We start from the raw sequence: 17,969 nt of genomic DNA, 5'->3' as shown, positions 1-17,969 counted from the left end.
GGCCGTGGTGCTCTCCCGGCACACATTTACCTACTCCTTCGCTCCTCCCGATATGACCGCCGCGGACCGACTGGTTTCGGTCGTGATACCCACGTACTTCCGCAACGACCGGCTCTCGGGAGCCATCGAGAGCGTCGCTGACCAGGACCACCCCACCGAGACCATCGTGGTCGACGATTCCGGCGAAGGTCACGCCGCGGAGGTGGTCGAAGCCCACGACGTGACCTCCGTCGAGCTCGACGAGAACCTCGGCTCGAACCCCGCTCGGAGCGTCGGCGCGGACCGCGCCTCGGGGGCCTACGTCCAGTTCCTCGACGACGACGACCGCGTGTTGCCGGGGAAGTTCGCCCAGCAGGTCGCGCTCCTCGAACGCACGGGCGCGGGTGTGGCCTACTGTGGGATGACCTACGAGACTGGTACTACTATCCTCCCCGACCCCGCCGTCCGCGGCGACGTGCTCCACCGCGCGCTCGAATTCGACGTCTCGCCGTGTCTGACTTCGACGATGCTCGTTTCTCGGGACGCGCTCGACGGCGTGCTCCCGTTCCCCGACCGGCCGGGCGGCGACGACCTCGGGTTCATGATCGACCTCGCGCGCGAGCACGACTTCGAGTTCGTGGACGATTCGTTAGTTCGTCGGGGTGTCATCGAGGGCTCCAGGGGGAAATCCGAGGGCCTCATCCGCGGCCGAAAGGAGATCATTCGGGAGTACGACGACCTCTATCGGGCCGCCCCGCCGTCCGTCCGCGCCAACGCGCTCGCCAACACCTATCGACTGGAGGGCCGGACGGAACTTCGAGAAGCGGAGTGGTCGGCGGCGACGGTCAAGGCCTTCGCGCTGGCGTGCTATCACGCACCATCGGTCCGAACCGCGATCCCACTGGGCGCGTCGCTGTTCGGCCGCCCGGGGATGGACGCCATGCAACGGGTCTACTCGTTCCTCGGATGAGCTTCGGGGCTATCGTGCCACAACGAACCCTTTTGCCCGTGCCTTGAAATCGCGAGTCATGGAACGAACGTCGATTCGGGACGTCGAGGCCTCACGTACCGAAACCGGTGTCGACCGGCGGCGGATCGGGGACGTGCTCGAAACGACCGACGTCGCGGTCAATCGCTACGTTCTCGAACCGGGCGAGCGGTTCGCCGAGTCGCTCCACGCCCACATGGACCAAGAGGAGGTGTTCGTGGTTCTCGACGGCACGGCCACCTTCGAGACGCGGCGGTCCGGGGCCGGAACGAGTCGAGCGGTAACCGTGAGCGCGGGCGAGGCGGTCCGATTCGAACCCGGCGAGTTTCAGTCCGGACGGAACGATTCGAGGGACCGAGTCACGGCGCTCGCGCTCGGTGCGCCACGCGAAACCGATGATATCCGGATCGCGCGGATCTCCGACCTCGGCGAGATAGCCTGTCCCGACTGTGGCCGCGGTGATATGCGGATCCCGGACACGGGCACCGACCTCGTCTGTCCGGATTGCGGCGGCGAACTCGTGGTCGAAGAAGAGACCTAATCGATCCCCGTCGAATCACTCGTCTGCGGACGCCCGCCAGTTCATGGCGAGGTCGCGTGCCTTCCGCGCGGTCCCGAGCGCGCGCTGGCCCAGGACCGCGAAGAGGATGATGAAGGCGCTCTCGCTCGAAAACTCGTAGCCGAGCGCCCGGCGGGCGAACCCGATGGCGCGGCGGCGCTCGCCGCGCGAGAGCGCGACGCGGGCGCGTGCCCGGCACTGCTTCTCGCGGAGCCGCCGTTCGACGTCCGGATACTTCTCGATCTCGTCGTGGTACTTCTCCCAGATCAGTCGGTTGACCTCGACGCCGTGGGTGGGCTGTTGGGAGATATTATCCGTATGAAAGATCCGCTCGACGAGGCGTTCGTCGACGTACTCGAACTCGTATTCTTTGGCAAGTCGGATGCAGTGGTCCCAGTCCACCCCACGAGGGAAGTCCGGATCGAATCCTCCGAGATCGAAACACTCGGCCCGGAGCATGTGGCTCGAATGGGGGTGGAGGCCGAAGCGGGCGATCACGTCGGGGTAGATATCCCCGCGGCGCTCGGGGTCGTAGACCTTGACCACCGAGTCGCCCTGGCGGACGACCCCGCCGGTGTAGACGATCCCGCAGCGGTCGCTCGCGCGCTCGAACCGTGCCAGTTGTTTCTCGACCTTCGTCTCGTGCCAGCGGTCGTCGTCGTTGAGCACGCAGACGAACTCGCCGTCGGCGACCTCGGCGGCGCGGTTCATGCTCGCGGAGATCCCCCGGTTCGACTCGTTGTGGCGGACCCGAACCCGGTCGTCGTCGGCGTAGGCCGCGAGCCGTTCCCTCGTCCCATCGGTCGAGCCGTCGTCGACGACCACGACCTCACACTCCTCGTGGGTCTGCTCCAGCACCGTCTCGATCGCGCCGTCGAGGTAGCCCGCACGGTTGTAGGTCGGGAGGATCGCGGAGACGAGCGTCATATCCGACCCACTCCATCGGCCCGGATAAGTGACGCCATGGGCGATGCGGATCACAAAGCGCATGACGGGTGGTCGAGAACGCCCGCTGTGACGAGCCGACAACCCGCCATGCTGCGACCGTCGAGGTAGTCGTGCACATCTGTATGCTCCTCCCGGAACGGTTTCCGCCCGATATCCGCGTCGAGAAGGAAGCCGCCGCGCTGACCCGCGCCGGCCACTCGATCACCCTGCTGTGTCGTGGCGACGCGAGCCAGCCGACCTTCGACCGCGTCGACGATATCGACGTCGAACGCCTCCCCGCGAACGGGCTGTTCGACGGGATGTCGGGGCTGCTCGACGGCGTACGCTACGTCTCCACGCAGGTCCACCCGGCCTGGAAGCGGGCGGTGCTGGCCGTCGACGCCGGTCGCCCGATCGACGCCATCCACGTCCACGACCTGCCGCTGGTTCGGACCGGCCTCGTCTGTGGCGAGCGCCTGGACGTGCCGGTGGTCGCGGACCTCCACGAGAACTACCCCGAGGCCGCCCGCCAGATCCAGCGGATGCGCGGCTGGCGCGAGATCGCCCGCGACCACGAGGCACTCTTCCAGCGCGTGTTCCTCTCGCCGTGGCGGCTGAAACGCGCCGAGCGCCACGCCGTCGAGAACGCCGACCGGCTGCTCACCGTCTGCGAGGAGGCCCGTGCCCACTACCTCAGGGACTGCGGCGGGGACCCCGAACGGGTCGACGTGGTCTCGAACACCGTCGACCGCGACGTCTTCGACCCCGAGACCGCGGCCGTCCCGGACCTGCCGTTCGACGCGGACGAGTCGTTCGTGGTCTCCTACATCGGGAACTTCACCGAACACCGCGGGCTCGACAGCCTGATCGAGGGGTTCGCGCGGCTGGTCGAGACCGGATCCGACGCCGAACTCCTGCTCGTCGGAACGGGCAACGCACGCTACGTCGCGCGGCTGAAATCGCTCGCCGCCTCGCTCGGCGTTCGCGACCGGGTTCGGTTCACCGGTTGGGTCCCGTTCGCCGACGTCCCGGGCTACGTCGCCGCGAGCGACGTCTGTGTCGTGCCCCACGCCTCGACGCCACACACCGAAACCACGGTGCCCCACAAGCTCTTCCAGGCGATGGCGATGGGGGTTCCGGTGCTGGTGAGCGACGTCGCGCCGCTCGCGCGGGTCGTCACCCGAACCGAGAGCGGGCTGGTCGCCCCCGCCGGCGACGGCCCGGCGATGGGCGAGGCGCTGGTCGACCTCACCGATGTCGACCTCGCGCGCGAACTCGGGGCGAACGGACGGCGGGCCACCGAGCACGAGTACAACTGGGAACGCGACGGCGCACACCTCCGGTCGGTCTACGACGAGCTTCGACCGTCGGCGGAAGAATAGGGCTGCGGCGGTTAGACCTGCGGTTCGACGAGTTCGGCGTTTTCGAGGCTCCGATTCCGGAGCGCCTGCCCGGTGTCGGAATCGAAGAGGTGGATCGCCTCCTCGGGGATCCGTGCGATCGCGGGCTGGCCCGCCTCGACCTGACGAAGCCCGCCGATGGTGGCCACGAAGGTTCGGGATTCGCCCTCGATGTCGGATTCGTCGAGGTCGAGTTCGGTTGTGTCGCCCTCCGTCCCCTCGAACGCGAGGTAGACGTTGTTCCCGCTGCCGACCGGTTCGACGACGTCCACCACGGTTCGGAAGTCGTGGTCGCCGTCGACCGTGTCGACGAGTTCGATGTCCTCGGGGCGGATCCCGAGCGTGACGTGGCCGGTGTCGCCGAGTTTCTCCCGCACGTCCTCGGTGAGCGGGTACTCGAAGTTGTCGTGGACGAGCCGGTCGTCCTGGAACTCGGTCTCGAAGAAGTTCATCGAGGGCTCGCCGACGAAGCTCGCCACGAACTGGTTCGCGGGCTCGTGGTAGGCTTCGAGGGGTGTCGCGACCTGCTGGAGCTTCCCGTCGTTCAGGATCGCGACCCGGTCGCCCATCGTCATCGCCTCGGTCTGGTCGTGGGTGACGTAGACGGTCGTCACGCCGAGGTCCTCTTGGATGCGCTGGAGTTCGGTCCGCATCTGGGCGCGGAGTTTGGCGTCGAGGTTCGAAAGCGGCTCGTCCATCAGGAACACCGAGGGGTCGCGAACGATCGCGCGCCCGAGCGCGACGCGCTGTTGCTGGCCGCCCGAAAGTTCGCCGGGTTTGCGGTCGAGGAGGTCGCCGATGCCCATCATGTGGGCGGCGTCCTCGACGCGCTCCCTGATCTCGTCGTCCGGGAGGTCGGTCGACTCCTCCAGTCCGAAGCTCATGTTCTCCCGCACGGTCATGTGGGGGTAGAGCGCGTAGGACTGGAACACCATCGCGATGTCGCGGTCCGCTGGCTTTCGGTTGTTGATGGCCGCGCCATCGAGGCTGATGGTTCCCTCAGTCACCGATTCGAGCCCCGCGATCATCCGGAGGGTGGTACTCTTCCCACACCCCGAGGGGCCGACGAGGACGATGAACTCGCCGTCGTCGATGTCTATCGAGGCCTCGTCGACCGCGACGATGTCGTCGCCGCCGTCGTTGAAGCGCTTCGTCACGTCCGTGAGCGTCAGTTTCGCCATCTGTGTTCTCCTTGGTGGTCGTTTATCGGTGGTCGTCTTGTGTGTGTGGTCGTCTCCACGGTCATGTTTGCCCCGCGACGCCCTGTGCGAACTGGTCGCCGAAGACGATGAACACCAGCAGCGTCGGGAGCGCGGTGAGGAACGCACCGGCCATCCGGAGGCCGAAGTTGATGCTCTCCATGCTCGCACCGATACCCACAAGCGAGAGCGTGACAGGCGCGGAAGGCCCGCCCGCCCCGCCGATCAGGATCAGTGCGAACAGCAGGTCGTTCCAGATCTGGGTGAACTGGAAGATCAACACCACGGCGAACATCGGCCCCGACAGCGGCATGACCACGCGCCGGTAGATCCGGGAGACGCTCGCGCCGTCGAGCCGCGCGGCCTCTATCATCTCGTTGGAGAGGCCCATGTAGTACCCCCGAAACAGGACTGTGCAGATCGGGACGCCGTAGGCCGCGTGGGTCACGATCAGCTCGATGATGTCGGCGTGGTACGGTTCGAGCAACGGCAGCGCCCACAGTGGCGAGAGCAGACTCTCCAAATCGACCATCGACCAGAACTGCGACAGCGGTACGAGGACGGCTTGGTAGGGGATGAACACGCCCGCCACGAACAACATCAGGATCGGGAGCTGACCGCGCCAGCTCAACTGCGTGAGGCCGTAGGCCGCGATCGACCCGAGCGCCGCACACAGGATCGTCGCGGGGATGGTCAACAGCGCGCTGTTGATCATGCTCGGGCCGAGCAGGTCAATGGCGTTGCGCCAGTTCTCGAGCGTGAACCCGTCAGCCCCCGGCGGGAGGTACGGTGCGGTGTTCGCGACCGATTCGGTGGTCTTGAACGAGGTCACGATCCCCGCCTCGATCGGAACGAGGAAGTAGATCGTAATCACCGCGAGTACGGCGTAGAGCGCGATCCGCCACCCATCAAGGTCGCCGAAGAAGCCGCCCGAGCTGGAATCCGCGTTCGAGCCCGACTCCGCGGTGGCGACGCCGCCGTCGGTCATCACCTGATCGTCAGTCATCGATACACCTCACCTGCGATATCGTGGAATCAAACGTCATAGCTCACCATTTCGGTACTGACCGTAGAGGTACGGTGCGATCACGACGAGCGCGAGCGCGAACAACACGATCGCGACAGCCGAGCCGTACGCCCAGTTCTGACTTGAGTACGCCTCGCGAACCATCAGGGTCGCGAGGATGTCGGCCCCCGCGGCGGGCCGATAGTTGCCGAACAGGGCATAGAGGAAGTCGAACGCCTTCAGCGCCGCGATCATCAGGACCACGAGCGCACTGATCAGTGAACCCCGAAGCTGGGGGATGATCACGCGCCAGTACATCTTGAGACTGCTCGCGCCGTCGATTCTGGCCGCTTCGAAGTGTTCGTCGGGGATCGTCTGGAGTCCTGCGAGGAAGACGACCATGGCGTAGCCGCTGAACTGCCAGATCATCGCGAATATCACCGCGCCGAGCACCAGTTGTGGGGTGCCGATCCAGTCGGGCCGGAGTCCGACCACCCCGAGGATCGAGTTGATTATCCCGTTGTCGATGTTGTACATCCAGAGCCAGAGCTGGGCGGTTACGACGAACGAGAGGCTGAACGGCAACAGGTAGAGCGTCCGGAAGCCGTCGCGAAAGCGCCACGCTCGGTCGAGCAGGATGGCGAGCACCAACCCGACCGCCACGCTGATGGTGGTAAAGCCGACCAGCAACACGACGGTGTTTCGGGTGGCGTCGATGAAGGCGGGGTCCTGAATCAGCTCGGCGTACTGCTGGAGGTTCAAGACCGCGTACTCGGGGTCGCCGTAGCCCTCGGCGTCGGTCAGCGAGATCAGGAAGTTCCAGGCGATCGCGCCGTAGACGAACAGCCCCATCAGTAGGAAGGGCGGGAGCCAGAACGGCAACGATCCGAGGAAGTCGCTGCGACCTCGCGACCGGAGCCAGCCGCCGAACCCGCTCGACGACCGCTCGACGGTCCCGCCGTCGGTGACGACGTCGTCGCCGCGCCACCGTTCGCTGCGGTGGCGAGCGGCCTCGATCATGTCGTTGAGTCGAGACACGTCAGTTCGAGACGGCGTCGAGCATCCCCTGGGTCGAGCTGTCGAGGTCGCCGGAACCGAGGAAGTCGTTGGTGATCACGCCGTCGATGTCGCTGTGGACGTCGGGGGTGACCGCCAGCCCGTGGGCGATCGTCGGGGGCTTGTTCTCGACGTTGCCGTAGTCCTCGATCGTCTCGGTGAGGTACTCGTCGAACTGGTCGGTGGGGGCGTCCGTCCGTGGCGGGATCGAGCCCTTGTACTGGTTGAACGCGACCTGGGCCTTGTTGGTGCCCACGAACGAGAGCCACGTCTTGGCGACGTCGGAGCCACCGGCCGGGAACGGGAACGAATCGAGGTGCATCCCGTACATGTTGTCGGTACCCGGGAAGGAGACGTTGTCCCAGTCGTCACCGTAGTTGAAGTTCTGTTTGTTCCGGTAGGCTCCGGCCACCCAGTTGCCGTTGTGCATGAAGGCGGCGTCGCCGCTCATGACGAGCTCGTTCGCCTCGGTGAAGCTGATCGAGGAGGCGTCGTCGTTGATGTAGTTGTAGTACTGCTGGACCGTCTCGAGGGCGGAGCGAACCGCGCTCTCATCGCCCTCGCCGTTGACGTAGTCCATGAACGGCTGGTAGCCCGCCTGCCCCTGCATCACGACCTCCCAGAGCTGGAGGGTGGTGAAGGGAGCCTGAAGGCCCTTCGCGAACGGCACGGCGTCGGTGTTGTTCTGGATCTTCTTGAACGCCGGGATGAGGTCCTGTGGTTTCGAGAACGAACTCGGGTCGACCCCGGCCTCCTCGACCACCGAGACGTTGTAGAAGAGGTCGTTCATCCGGTGGGTGCCGAGCGGGACCGCCACGTAGGGACCGTCACCGATCGAATCGGGGTCCTCGCCGACCTGGGAGTAGGTCTTGGCCTCCGACGAGAAGTTCTGTCGGAGGTCCTGGGTCCAGACGTCACTCCCGATGTCCCCCAACAGGCCCGCCTCGGTGAACTGGATGAGGTTCTTGCCGGGCCAGTCCGCCCAGGAACTCGGGAGGTTCTCGTTCTGTGCCCGGTTCGAGATCGTCGTATCGAGGTTGGTGTTCCCGCCGCCGCCGATCGCCTGGAAGTCGGTGTTGACGTTGGGGTGTTCGTCTTTGAACGCCTTGATGAGGCTGTTGACGGCCTTCTTGCCGTCACCCCCGGTCCAGCCGTGAAGAACGGTCAGCGTTCCACCGCCGCTGCCGCCGCTGCTCCCGCTGCCGTTGTTCCCGCCGCTACCGCCGCTGCCGTTGTTCCCCCCACTCCCGCCGCTTCCGTTGCTCCCGTTACCGCTTCCGCTGTTGTCGCTTCCACCGGTACAGCCGGCGACGCCCGCCATGCCGACGACGCTCGCTGCGGCTGCCCGCTTCAGATACGTCCGTCGCGAATAGTCAGAGTCTGCCATGATTCATCTCCTATTTGAAAGTACGTCCTAAATGTCTTTCGTGATCATATTTTTCCTCGGATGAGGGACTGTGATATCAAAGCTCGCGGGGCAGTGTAATTATTATCTCTATGAGCACGGTGAACAATTCTCGACGCTGTTCGGCTGCCGGCACCGGGCGCTATGGAGTGCTACCCGTCCGAACGAACCGATACGAACGAGGCGCTATCGTTCGCTGTCGGGAACCACGACCACCTTCCCGAATCCCTCGCGCTCTTCGAGGAGTTCGTGGGCACGCGCGGCCTCGCTCATCGGCAGGGTTTCTCGAATACGTGGCTCGAACGTGCCGTCCCAGACCAGCGAGAGCACGTCGTCGACCTCGCCCAGCGTGGCCATCGTCGAGCCCAGGATGTCGATCTGCTTCCAGAACACCCGGTTGATGTTGGTCTCGGCGATGGGACCGGTGGTCGCCCCGCAGGTCACGAGCCGCCCACCTTTGGCGAGACACTTCGTGGAGTCGTCCCAGGTCTCGGGCCCGACGTAGTCGATCACGACGTCGACGCCGCGGCCCTCAGTCATATCGCGCATCTCGCTCGCGAAGTCGGTCTCGGCGTAGTTGATGACGTGGTCGGCCCCGCACTCCTTCGCGTACTCCAACTTCTCGTCGGTGCTCGCGGTGGCGTAAACCTCTGCACCCGCGTAGTCGGCGATCTGCACCGCGGCCTGACCGACGCCGCCCGATGCCCCGAGCACGAGGATCGATTCGCCGGCCTCGATCTCGGCGCGGCTCATCAGCATTCGCCACGCGGTCTGGAAGACCAGCGGCGAGGCCGCGGCGGTCTCCCAGTCGACGTGGTCCGGTATCGGGACGAGGTTCGCGGCGGGCACGGCGGCGTACTCGGCGTGTACCCCGCGGACGTGCTCGCCGATGATGTGGTAGGACTCACACAACGAGTGCTCGCCGTGGCGGCAGAACTCGCACTCGCCACAGGAGACCCCCGCCGTCACGGCCACTCTATCGCCGGGGTCGACGCGGGTGACGCTCTCGCCGACCTCCCTGACGACCCCGGCCGCGTCGCTTCCCGGGATGTGTGGCATCTCCAAGTCGACGCCCGGCAGCCCGCGGCGGGTGAAGACGTCGAGGTGGTTCAGCGCGCCCGCCTTCACCTCGATGACCGCTTCGTCCGGCCCGGGGTCGGGGTCCGGGAACTCGCCGTACTCGATGACGTCGCGGTCGCCGTGTTCCGTGAACTGGACTGCCTGCATGGCGCGCCGTTGGGTTCGACGTGGGGTAGTGGTTTCGGTGGCGTGTGTTACTGTGTCATGGGGAGTGTACGGACGCCACAGCAAGGACGGTCGGGAGCCACGCTCCACGTGCGCACGAGGAACCCACCATGACATCCTGTCCGATCTGTAAGACGAGCGAGAACGTCCAGTTGAGTTGGATGACGGGCTACCAGCGCCGTTGTGGGGAGTGTGGCGTGTTGTTCAACGAGGACGGCGTCGGCGCGACCTTGTAGCCCGCCATCCGACCGGTGTGTGGGCCATCGAGATGGCGAATTCTCGACGGCGATGCGATCCCTTGGTTCGAAGCGCGACCGGATAGAAACATAACAACAGATTCGAACTACCACCACCCTTAAACGTACTTATCACCAATTCAGACTTGCATGTCGGATTTACTGAACGGTAAGACAGCGGTTATCACGGGTGCAGCCAGCGGCAACGGCCGGGGCATCGCCCGCCGGTTCGCCGAGGAGGGTGCTGACATCGTCGTCGCGGACATCCAGGAGTCGGACCGTCTCGATGGACGGCCGACCCACGAGATGGTCGAGGCCGAGACGGACGCACGGGCGACGTTCGTGCAGTGCGACGTGACCGACCTCGATTCGTTGCACGAGGCGGTCGGGGCCGCCGACGAGTTCGGCGGCATCGACGTGATGGTCAACAACGCGGGGATCGTCGGCCCACAGAAACTCATCACCGAGGTGGAGTACGACGAGTACCGCCAGCTCATGGACATCAACCTCGACGGGGTCTACTTCGGCACCCAGGCCGCGGCGAAGGAGATGATCGACCGCGAGTCGGGCGGCTCGATCATCAACATGTCGAGCACGGCCGGGTTCGAGGGCAACCCGATGATCACACCCTACTCGACCGCGAAGGGTGGCGTTCGGCTCTTCTCCTACGCCGCCGCCGCGGACCTCGGCGAGTACGGCATCCGCGTCAACTCGGTCCACCCCGGCGCGATCGAGACGGCGATGACGAAGGAGGACATGCCGACGATCGGCACCGAACAGGGCGACCAGATGACCGCGGAGACCCCGCTCCGCCGGCTCGGCGTTCCGGAGGACGTCGGCAACGTCGCCGTGTTCCTCGCGAGCGAGCTCTCGAGCTTCGTCACCGCCGAATCGATCCTCATCGACGGCGGTCTGACGAACACCGCCTAATCGACCGCCTCCGTCGAGCTACGCTTCCACTCCTTCGTTCGTCGTTCGTTCACGGATAGCTCCCCGTGTGCGAACCCCTCTCTCGGGAGCCGACCCGAGATTCCGGACGGAACGCGTATTCCGAGGCCCACGACGGATCACCCATCCAATGCACGACGCAGTACGTGGCGAGGGGCTGGTGCTCGCACGATTCGCGCGCCCGACCGCCCGGTCGACCACGCTCGCCGTCGTCGCCGACCCGCACGTCACCCCCGTGGCCGAGGGGACCTGGAAGGTCTTCCACCGAACCGAGGCCCGCCTTCGGGGCGCGGTCGCGAGCGCCAACCGGCTCGGCGTGGACGCGGTCGTCTCGACCGGCGACCTCACGAAGGACGGCGCGCCCGCGGAGTTCGACCGGGTGGACTCGATCCTCGACGACCTCGACGCCCCGTTCGTCGCGGTTCCCGGCAACCACGACGTCCCGAAGGCGATGGACGACCACGAGACGCCGCCGGTCGAACGGTTCGCGAAGCGGTACGGCGTGGGCACGTTGCCGTACGTCATCGGCGTCGGCGGGGTCGACCTCGTGGGGATCGACACGGCCACCGACGAGTCGCTGTTCGAGACCCACGAGGGCGCGGTCTCGGCGGACCAGCTGGCGTGGCTCGATTCGGTGCTCGACGGCTGCGAGACGCCGGTCGTGGTCTGTCACCATCCCGTGGGACGGGTGGCCGAACGCGTCGACGCGCTCGCACCGAGTTCGCACTACCGGCTCCGAAACGCCGACGCGCTCGTCGAGGTTCTGGCCGACCACGACGTCGGCCTCGTGCTCTCGGGGCACGTCCACTGGCCGGCGGTCGACCGGGTTGGAGGGGTTCGCCAGGCCATCGCGCCGGCGGCGTGTTCGTTCCCGCCCGCCGCGCTGCTCGTCCACGTCGAACCCCGCGGAACGACGGTCTCGTTGTTGCCGCTCGTCGGCCGGCGAGGGCTCGAAGAGGCTTACCGTCACGTCGGCGACCAGGGCCGTGGGGCGGCGTTCGTCGCCGCGGCGGAGGACGGCTACTTCCGGGGCTTCCCACAGGTCGACGAATCCGACGATGGCACAGCGCTCCGCCCCCGGGATCCACCGGGTGCGCCGGCCCGCTCACCGTCCCGCGGGTTATAGCGTCACGAGGACCGCCGCGACGAGCGCGGCCGCGAGCAGCACCCCGCTCCAGACCGCGACCCGGGTGGCGAACCGCCGGTTCGGGCTGGCGATCGTGAGGGCGACCTTGACCAGCACGCTCGACGCCGTCGCGAGCAGGACGGCGATCACCGCGGCCTCGTAGCCGAGGCTGCCGGTACGATAGAGCGACACGGTCGAGGCGGTCGCGCCGGCGCTCGAAACCACGCCCGAGAGGACGGCGGTGACGTAGAAACCGATCCGGCCGAACTCCGATTGGGCGATCCCGCCCGCGACCACCACCACCGCGAACATCACGCCGAAGGCGAGTGCGTTCCGGAGGGAGAACGGGCTATCGAGGTCCATCTCGACGGACTCGCTCCAGTCGGCGGTGAGCGCGGCGACCACGACGCTCCCGACCACGATGACGACCAGTGGGATCAGCGCGCCGACGAGCACCGTCGGGAAGGTGAACGCGAGCACGATGGCGAGGTTCCGGAGCGCCATCGCGGCGTCGGCGAGCAACACGGCGGCGACGGCGTAGGAGGCCGCCGAGGGGCGCTGGCGAACCGCGTCGAGCATCGACCCCACGACGGCGGTCGAGGAGGCGAGCCCACCGAAGAACCCCGTGACGGCGATGCCCCGCCCCCCGTAGTTCTTCACGATGGCGTAGTTCACGATGCCGATGGCGGCGACCGCGACCACCATCAGCCAGACCACCCGGGGTTCGATCTCGACCGCGAGCGGGCCCGACCCGAGGGTGACGTCGCCACCGGGGAGCAGCGGGTAGACCACGAACGCGAGGATCGCGAACTCGGTGGTCGAGCGGAGCTCCGCCCGCGAGAGCCCGCCGGCGAAGCTGTGGAGTTCGCGTTTGAGGACGAGGAGCAACGACGAAACCACCGCGACCGTCACGCCCTCGATGACGTAGCCCGCGGCGACCAGCGCGCCGACACCGTAGGCCACCAGCATCGAGACCGAGGTGGTGAGCGAGAGCCCGAAATCCACGTCACGCAGTCCCCTGATGGCGAGCACGGTTCCCAGAACGATGACCAGCAGCCCGCCGACCGCGACGAGCGCGGGGTAGTCGAGGATGGTGAAGACCGCCCCGAGGAGGCTGATCAGCGAGAACGTCCGGATGCCCGCGGGTTTGTCCGACCACTCGCGTTCGAGCCCGAGGAAGAGCCCGAGCGCCGCCGCGAGGACGAGATGCGCGACGGGGTTCGAGAGTGGGACCGCGAACTGCGCGACGGGAGTCACTGTTGGTGTGATCGAACCTCGGTGGGATATAAACCTCCGTCGACGCTCCGTCGTCCTATCCCGTCGGGTTTCCCGCCCTCGTCGTCCCCGCCGTCACCGCTCGGCTCGTTTCCCGGGGGGCACGTTCGTCGCGACTAGCTCGTCGACCTCGTCCCGATTGTCGGGATCGCTGTTGATCGCCCGCGTCGCGCCCACGAGCGCCACGTCGAACCCCCGCTGCTCGTACCGCTCGGCCAACACGCCGCTGTTGCTTAGGATGACGTCCACCCCCGCGTCGTCGAGCGCCGCCGCGGTGTCGAGGAGTCGGTCCTGGCCGTCCTGCCCGAACCCGCTCGCGCTGTAGTCGGTGAACGACGCGGTCGGGCTCATCGGTTCGTAGGGGGGATCGAAGTAGACTAGATCGCCCGGCTCGGCCGCGTCGAGCACGTACTCGAAGTCCTCGTTTCGAACCTCGGTGTCGGCGAGCACGCGACTCGCCGCGTGGATCGCCTCGCGCCGGACCCAGTCGGGGTTGGCGTATCGCCCGATCGGGACGTTGAACCTCCCACTACGGTTCTCCCGGTAGAGCCCGTTGTAGCCCGTTCGGTTGAGATAACACAGCAGGGCGGCCTCTTCCAGCGGGTCGAACGCCTCGCCCGCCGGCCGGCAGTTGAACTGCGCGCGTTTCTGGTAGTAGTAGTTCTCGATCGGCTTTCCCTTTCGATCAGTGTCCGCGAACGGTTCGTCCGGGACGGGGTCGGCCTCCGGGTCGTCGAACGATTCGAGGCGTGCGACGAGCCCGTCCGGACTATCCCGGACCTGCCGATAGAAGTTGACGAGCCGGGGGTTGGTGTCGTTGACCGTCCCGCCCTCGGGCGTGAGGTCGAAGAAGAGCGCGCCACCGCCGAGGAACGGCTCGTGGTAGCGGTCGTAGCTCCGCGGGAACCGGTCGTAGATCGCATCGAGGAGCTGCCGCTTCCCGCCGGCCCACTTCAGGATCGGTCTCGCCATTCGATGTCGGATCTGCTCCGCTCCGCCTCATAAACGACCCGCTCGAACGCGCCGAACGGGTCCGGTGTCAGGGCTCGTCCTCGTCGACGAACCCGAGCCCCGCGGGTGCGGCGGGCGCGACGAGCGGGCTCTCGGGCAGCCCCGTCTGCGGTTCCGGCGCGTTGTAACCGCCGGGCGCGACGTCGTTCGGGCCGTCGGGGTAGAACAGCGACGCCATCGTTTGGATGTGCTCGCGGCCCACGTCGAGCTCGAACTGGCCGCCGCCGTAGCACTGGATGTCGCGTTCGAGGGCGTACTCGATGCTGTCGAGCAGCGACTCGACGGTGCCGAACCGGGACGGTTTGATGTTGAGCCAGCGCGGCTCGAACGGCAGCGATTCGATGGACGCCACACCCGTGATCGGGTGGTCCCAGCTCACCCTGCCCTCCTCGCCGTCGAAGAGATCGCGGGTCTCCTCGGTGAGTCGCGGATCCTCGATCACCCCCTCGGGGAAGCCGTCGAGCACGCGCCGGTAGTTCTCGCGGTCGACCGGGTTGTCCACCGCCGTCCCCTCGTAGTCGCCTTTCAGGTCGAGGATGCGGACCGCGCCGGTGGCCGCGAGGCTCTCGATCAGGTCGTCGGTCCAGTCCGGTGTCGGGTCGAGTTTGAACTCCGCGTCGGGCTGGATCTCGAGCCACCGTTCGACGCGCTCGGTGGTCGGTGGCTCGCCGAGTCGGGTGCTGATGACGAATCGGACGGGGTTGTACCGCCGGTCGAGTACGCTCCCGAGGTCCGTTTCGGCCTGGCGGAGCGCCAGGTCGAGCGCGGCGCTTTCGAGCCCCCACCGGCGGTAGTACTGGAAGTCCGCCCGCTCGGGCTCGCGACCGACGAACAGGTCGCGCTCGTCGAGCGCGTCCGAGAACGAGTCCAGCGTGTACTCGCCGGCGAGGTTCCAGGTAGGGTTGGCCTCGGCCAGCGCGTCGTGTTCGTCGGTCTCGTAGGTCACGTCCTCGCCGCGACCCACGTGACCGTCGCCGGCGAGCGAGAACACCGTCGTCGCGCGGGCGAACCCGCTCGACGTCTCGCGCTCGCGGCGCTCGAACGAACTCTCCTCGACCGACAGCGGGAGGTCGGCGACCCGGTCGTAGAACGACATGGGGGTGGGTTCGCGGTACCGAAGCATGACGGTTCCGGCGGCTTCGGGCCCTCGTCGCGGCTCACTGGTCACCGACCCGAACCACGGTCGAGAGCGCTCCTAACTCACATCGGCCAGGATTCCTGGGTGTAGGCCATCTCCCAGAAGGCGGCTTCGAGCCGGGCGCTCCGCTCGAACGCCGCCCGCATCGCGTCGCGTTCGCTCGGGTACTCCTCGGCACACTCGTCCACGAACGCCCGCATCCACGCGACCGTCTCGCGGAACTCGTCGCTCGTGTACTTCTCGATGAAGGGCGTGTAGCGGTGGTCGTCGGTCGCGATCGTGGCCATGTGGTCGGCGATATCGAGGTAGCCCTGGCCGCAGGGGTAGACCGCCGCGCTGATCTCGGCGAACGAGCCCTGGTGGGCGACTCGGAGGAGGTAGTTCGTGTACGCGACGCAGGTCGGCGTCTTCTCGACCGTTTCGAGGTCACCGGGAGTGAGTCCGTAGTCGGCGGCGAACTCCCGATGGAGGTCGAGTTCGGTCGCGAGGGTGGTGTGTGCGATCCCGAGCAGTCGGGTCATCGTCGTCTCGTCGCGGGCCCGGACACCCGCGATGGCGAACGTACGGGCGTAGTCGAGGAGGTACCGGTAGTCCTGCTCGACCCAGTGTCGGAAAGCGGCCTCGTCGAGGCTCCCCTCGGCGAGTTCGACCACGAACGGGTGGGCCTTCTGTGCGTCCCAGAGCGCCGCATGCGAGTCGAGGAGGTCGTCGCTGAACGCCATACGCGCACCTCGTGGTCGATCCACATATACTTTGATGGTACTACCAGATAATAACGGCTTGAGATGCCGTGATGTGCGTGAAAGTACGTGATCCTCGGCACGTGCCGGCGAAATCTTTAGTAGTTGGCGGGGGACAACTGTGGTGTCATGACGGACTCATCTGAGACGGCGGACGAGACCGATCCGGTCACGATCGACGTCGAGACGGGCGAGAGCGAGCACGACGAGCCGGTCGCCGAGGAATCCGAAGGAGAATCGGAGGAGGGACCGCGAGCGATCGCCTTCGAGAAGGCGGTCGAGAAGCTGGCACCCGACTTCGAGATCGACGGTCGGAAGGGCGAGACCATCACGGATATCGAAACCACCGAAACCGAGGACGGTCGCCAGGTCGTCGCCACGGTCGAGACGTCGCGCTCGATCATGTTGAGCCACCGGGTGGCGAGCGCGAAACGAACGGGTCGGCGCGTCGGCATCCGTGCCGCCCTCCTCGGGGCACTGGCCGCGGTCGTGTACGCCGTGTTCGCCGGTCGACGGCGGGTCGGCGGGAACGACGTCGACGACGCGCCGTTCGACGACCCGGTGGACGACGACGTCTCCATCGAGTAATCGAACGGTCTCGGTCGGCCGAGTACGCCTCTTTTCGAGCGGGACAACGAACGACGGGAAGTGAGCAACACGGACCGGGTGACTGGATCAGCCTCACTCCCCACCGAACCTCCACTGTTCTTCATAATAAAACCATCGTGGATACGGTAGCAATCAAGTCCGGCCGTCACCCGCTGGGGTCGGCCGAGATATAAGTCGTCGTCGACCGTGGGTGGGGTATGCCGATCTATACGGGTCGTGGCGACGAGGGGCTGACCGACCTCCGAACCATGGACCGCGTCCCGAAGACGAGCCCCCGGATCGAGAGCTACGGCACCGTGGACGAGGTGAACGCCCTCGTCGGGCGGGTGCGCCCGACGGGTTACGAGGACGTCGACGACCACCTTCGCGCGGTCCAGAACCACCTCCACGTCGTCCAGGCCGACTTCGCGAACCCCGACCCCGACGACGACGACCCACAGATGGACGGGGACCGGGTCGAGGCGCTGGAGACCTGGATGGACGCCTACGACGACGAACTCGAACCGCTCCGGTCGTTCATCCTCCCCGGCGGCGGGGACAACGGCGCGCGACTCCACCACGCCCGGGCGGTCTGCCGGCGGGCCGAACGCCGCGCGGTCGCGCTCGCCGAGGAGGAACCCGTCAACGAGCACGCGTTGGTCTACCTCAACCGACTCTCGGACCTCCTGTTCACCCTCGCGCGCGTCGTGAACCAACGCGACGGGGTGAGCGAGGAAGCGCCCGACTACTGAAGACAACGCTTATGATTCGCGGTCGGAAAGGGCGGGTGAAGGGTCGGTGATCTAGGCTGGTTATGATACCTCCTTCACACGGAGGAAGTCGGCGGTTCAAATCCGCCCCGGCCCACTCGAAACAAAGCCGGTAACTAAGGACAGGACGGCTCTGCTGTCCATATAAGTGCGGAAGCACTTTGGCCGATTGATTCTGGCAAGTTCCTTCATGGGTTGAGGTCAAACCACCATACTGCGGACGATTCATCCACAAGTATGCTCTGTGTTGGCAAAAGCATTGTCCAGCAGGCTAAGAAAACCAATTGGAGGAGACCTACACCCACATGTGTTGTGTCAGTTTGTACCACAATCCGCAGGTTATAAATTGTCAAAGACTAATACTTAACCAAAC

General features: G+C 66.3%; 18 protein-coding genes and 1 tRNA gene. 9 read left to right on the top strand and 10 right to left on the bottom strand.

Features of this window, described 5'->3' with window-relative positions:
• The first annotated feature begins 52 nt into the window (after positions 1 to 52).
• Together D3261_RS08610 and D3261_RS08605 are read left to right on the top strand one after the other, a co-directional pair.
• On the top strand, positions 53 to 949 hold the full coding sequence (locus D3261_RS08610; protein WP_120071429.1) for a glycosyltransferase family 2 protein: 897 nt from the start codon (positions 53 to 55) through the stop codon (positions 947 to 949).
• 58 nt (positions 950 to 1,007) lie between these two features.
• Entirely contained in the window at positions 1,008 to 1,508 is a 501-nt protein-coding gene (locus D3261_RS08605) for a cupin domain-containing protein (protein ID WP_120071427.1), read from the top strand.
• A gap of 15 nt (positions 1,509 to 1,523) precedes the next feature.
• On the opposite strand, the gene D3261_RS08600 is transcribed toward D3261_RS08605, so the two are convergent.
• A complete protein-coding gene (locus D3261_RS08600; RefSeq protein ID WP_120071425.1) occupies positions 1,524 to 2,453 on the bottom strand; it encodes a glycosyltransferase family 2 protein in 930 nt (309 codons plus the stop codon).
• Positions 2,454 to 2,584: 131 nt separating this feature from the next.
• On the opposite strand from D3261_RS08600, the gene D3261_RS08595 reads away from it, so the two are divergent.
• Positions 2,585 to 3,835 (top strand): glycosyltransferase family 4 protein, encoded by a 1,251-nt coding sequence (locus D3261_RS08595; protein ID WP_199693962.1) that lies wholly within the window; start codon positions 2,585 to 2,587, stop codon positions 3,833 to 3,835.
• An 11-nt stretch (positions 3,836 to 3,846) separates the two neighbouring features.
• Here the strand turns inward: D3261_RS08595 and D3261_RS08590 are convergent, their stop codons facing one another.
• The 5 genes from D3261_RS08590 to D3261_RS08570 all read right to left on the bottom strand — a co-directional run bounded on the left by D3261_RS08590 (position 3,847) and on the right by D3261_RS08570 (position 9,746).
• Positions 3,847 to 5,034: an ABC transporter ATP-binding protein gene (locus D3261_RS08590; RefSeq protein WP_120071422.1), complete on the bottom strand. Its 1,188-nt coding sequence runs from the start codon at positions 5,032 to 5,034 to the stop codon at positions 3,847 to 3,849.
• Positions 5,035 to 5,095: 61 nt separating this feature from the next.
• Positions 5,096 to 6,058 carry a carbohydrate ABC transporter permease gene (locus D3261_RS08585; protein WP_120071420.1) on the bottom strand — a complete coding sequence of 321 codons (963 nt, stop codon included), beginning with the start codon at positions 6,056 to 6,058 and terminating at the stop codon, positions 5,096 to 5,098.
• Between the two features lie 36 nt (positions 6,059 to 6,094).
• Positions 6,095 to 7,078 (bottom strand): carbohydrate ABC transporter permease, encoded by a 984-nt coding sequence (locus D3261_RS08580; protein WP_120071474.1) that lies wholly within the window; start codon positions 7,076 to 7,078, stop codon positions 6,095 to 6,097.
• 19 nt (positions 7,079 to 7,097) lie between these two features.
• A complete protein-coding gene (locus D3261_RS08575; RefSeq protein ID WP_120071418.1) occupies positions 7,098 to 8,501 on the bottom strand; it encodes an ABC transporter substrate-binding protein in 1,404 nt (467 codons plus the stop codon).
• 204 nt (positions 8,502 to 8,705) lie between these two features.
• The gene (locus D3261_RS08570) at positions 8,706 to 9,746 is read right to left on the bottom strand and encodes a zinc-binding dehydrogenase (protein ID WP_120071416.1); all 1,041 of its coding nucleotides are present in this window, start codon (positions 9,744 to 9,746) and stop codon (positions 8,706 to 8,708) included.
• Between the two features lie 128 nt (positions 9,747 to 9,874).
• On the opposite strand from D3261_RS08570, the gene D3261_RS20850 reads away from it, so the two are divergent.
• From D3261_RS20850 to D3261_RS08560, 3 genes are all read left to right on the top strand, one after another.
• Complete coding sequence (locus D3261_RS20850; RefSeq protein ID WP_255409212.1) at positions 9,875 to 10,000, top strand: hypothetical protein; 126 nt, start codon at positions 9,875 to 9,877, stop codon at positions 9,998 to 10,000.
• 150 nt (positions 10,001 to 10,150) lie between these two features.
• Positions 10,151 to 10,930, top strand: coding sequence for an SDR family oxidoreductase (locus D3261_RS08565; protein WP_120071414.1), 780 nt, complete (start codon positions 10,151 to 10,153; stop codon positions 10,928 to 10,930).
• Positions 10,931 to 11,078: 148 nt separating this feature from the next.
• Entirely contained in the window at positions 11,079 to 12,074 is a 996-nt protein-coding gene (locus D3261_RS08560) for a metallophosphoesterase (RefSeq protein ID WP_120071413.1), read from the top strand.
• Here the strand turns inward: D3261_RS08560 and D3261_RS08555 are convergent.
• From D3261_RS08555 to tenA, 4 genes are all read right to left on the bottom strand, one after another.
• A complete protein-coding gene (locus D3261_RS08555; RefSeq protein WP_120071411.1) occupies positions 12,069 to 13,331 on the bottom strand; it encodes an MgtC/SapB family protein in 1,263 nt (420 codons plus the stop codon). The two genes, D3261_RS08560 and D3261_RS08555, sit on opposite strands and share 6 nt — an antisense overlap.
• A 93-nt stretch (positions 13,332 to 13,424) precedes the next feature.
• Positions 13,425 to 14,321 carry a DNA adenine methylase gene (locus D3261_RS08550; protein WP_120071409.1) on the bottom strand — a complete coding sequence of 299 codons (897 nt, stop codon included), beginning with the start codon at positions 14,319 to 14,321 and terminating at the stop codon, positions 13,425 to 13,427.
• 67 nt (positions 14,322 to 14,388) lie between these two features.
• A complete protein-coding gene (locus D3261_RS08545) occupies positions 14,389 to 15,456 on the bottom strand; it encodes a hypothetical protein (RefSeq protein ID WP_120071472.1) in 1,068 nt (355 codons plus the stop codon).
• A 104-nt stretch (positions 15,457 to 15,560) separates the two neighbouring features.
• Entirely contained in the window at positions 15,561 to 16,220 is a 660-nt protein-coding gene (gene tenA / locus D3261_RS08540) for a thiaminase II (protein ID WP_120071407.1), read from the bottom strand.
• 147 nt (positions 16,221 to 16,367) lie between these two features.
• Here tenA and D3261_RS08535 point away from each other — a divergent pair, with 147 nt between their 5' ends.
• The 3 genes from D3261_RS08535 to D3261_RS08525 all read left to right on the top strand — a co-directional run bounded on the left by D3261_RS08535 (position 16,368) and on the right by D3261_RS08525 (position 17,693).
• On the top strand, positions 16,368 to 16,826 hold the full coding sequence (locus D3261_RS08535) for a hypothetical protein (protein WP_120071470.1): 459 nt from the start codon (positions 16,368 to 16,370) through the stop codon (positions 16,824 to 16,826).
• A gap of 218 nt (positions 16,827 to 17,044) precedes the next feature.
• Positions 17,045 to 17,578: a cob(I)yrinic acid a,c-diamide adenosyltransferase gene (locus D3261_RS08530; protein ID WP_120071405.1), complete on the top strand. Its 534-nt coding sequence runs from the start codon at positions 17,045 to 17,047 to the stop codon at positions 17,576 to 17,578.
• Between the two features lie 40 nt (positions 17,579 to 17,618).
• Positions 17,619 to 17,693: transfer RNA gene (locus D3261_RS08525), tRNA-Val, on the top strand.
• Positions 17,694 to 17,969: the final 276 nt, after the last annotated feature.

Origin of the sequence: Halococcus sp. IIIV-5B (assembly GCF_003602035.1) — an archaeon.
Taxonomy (GTDB): Archaea; Halobacteriota; Halobacteria; order Halobacteriales; family Halococcaceae; genus Halococcus; species Halococcus salsus.
The sequence above is the reverse complement of the archived record's forward strand: the minus strand, read 5'-3'. Positions and strand labels throughout refer to the sequence as shown.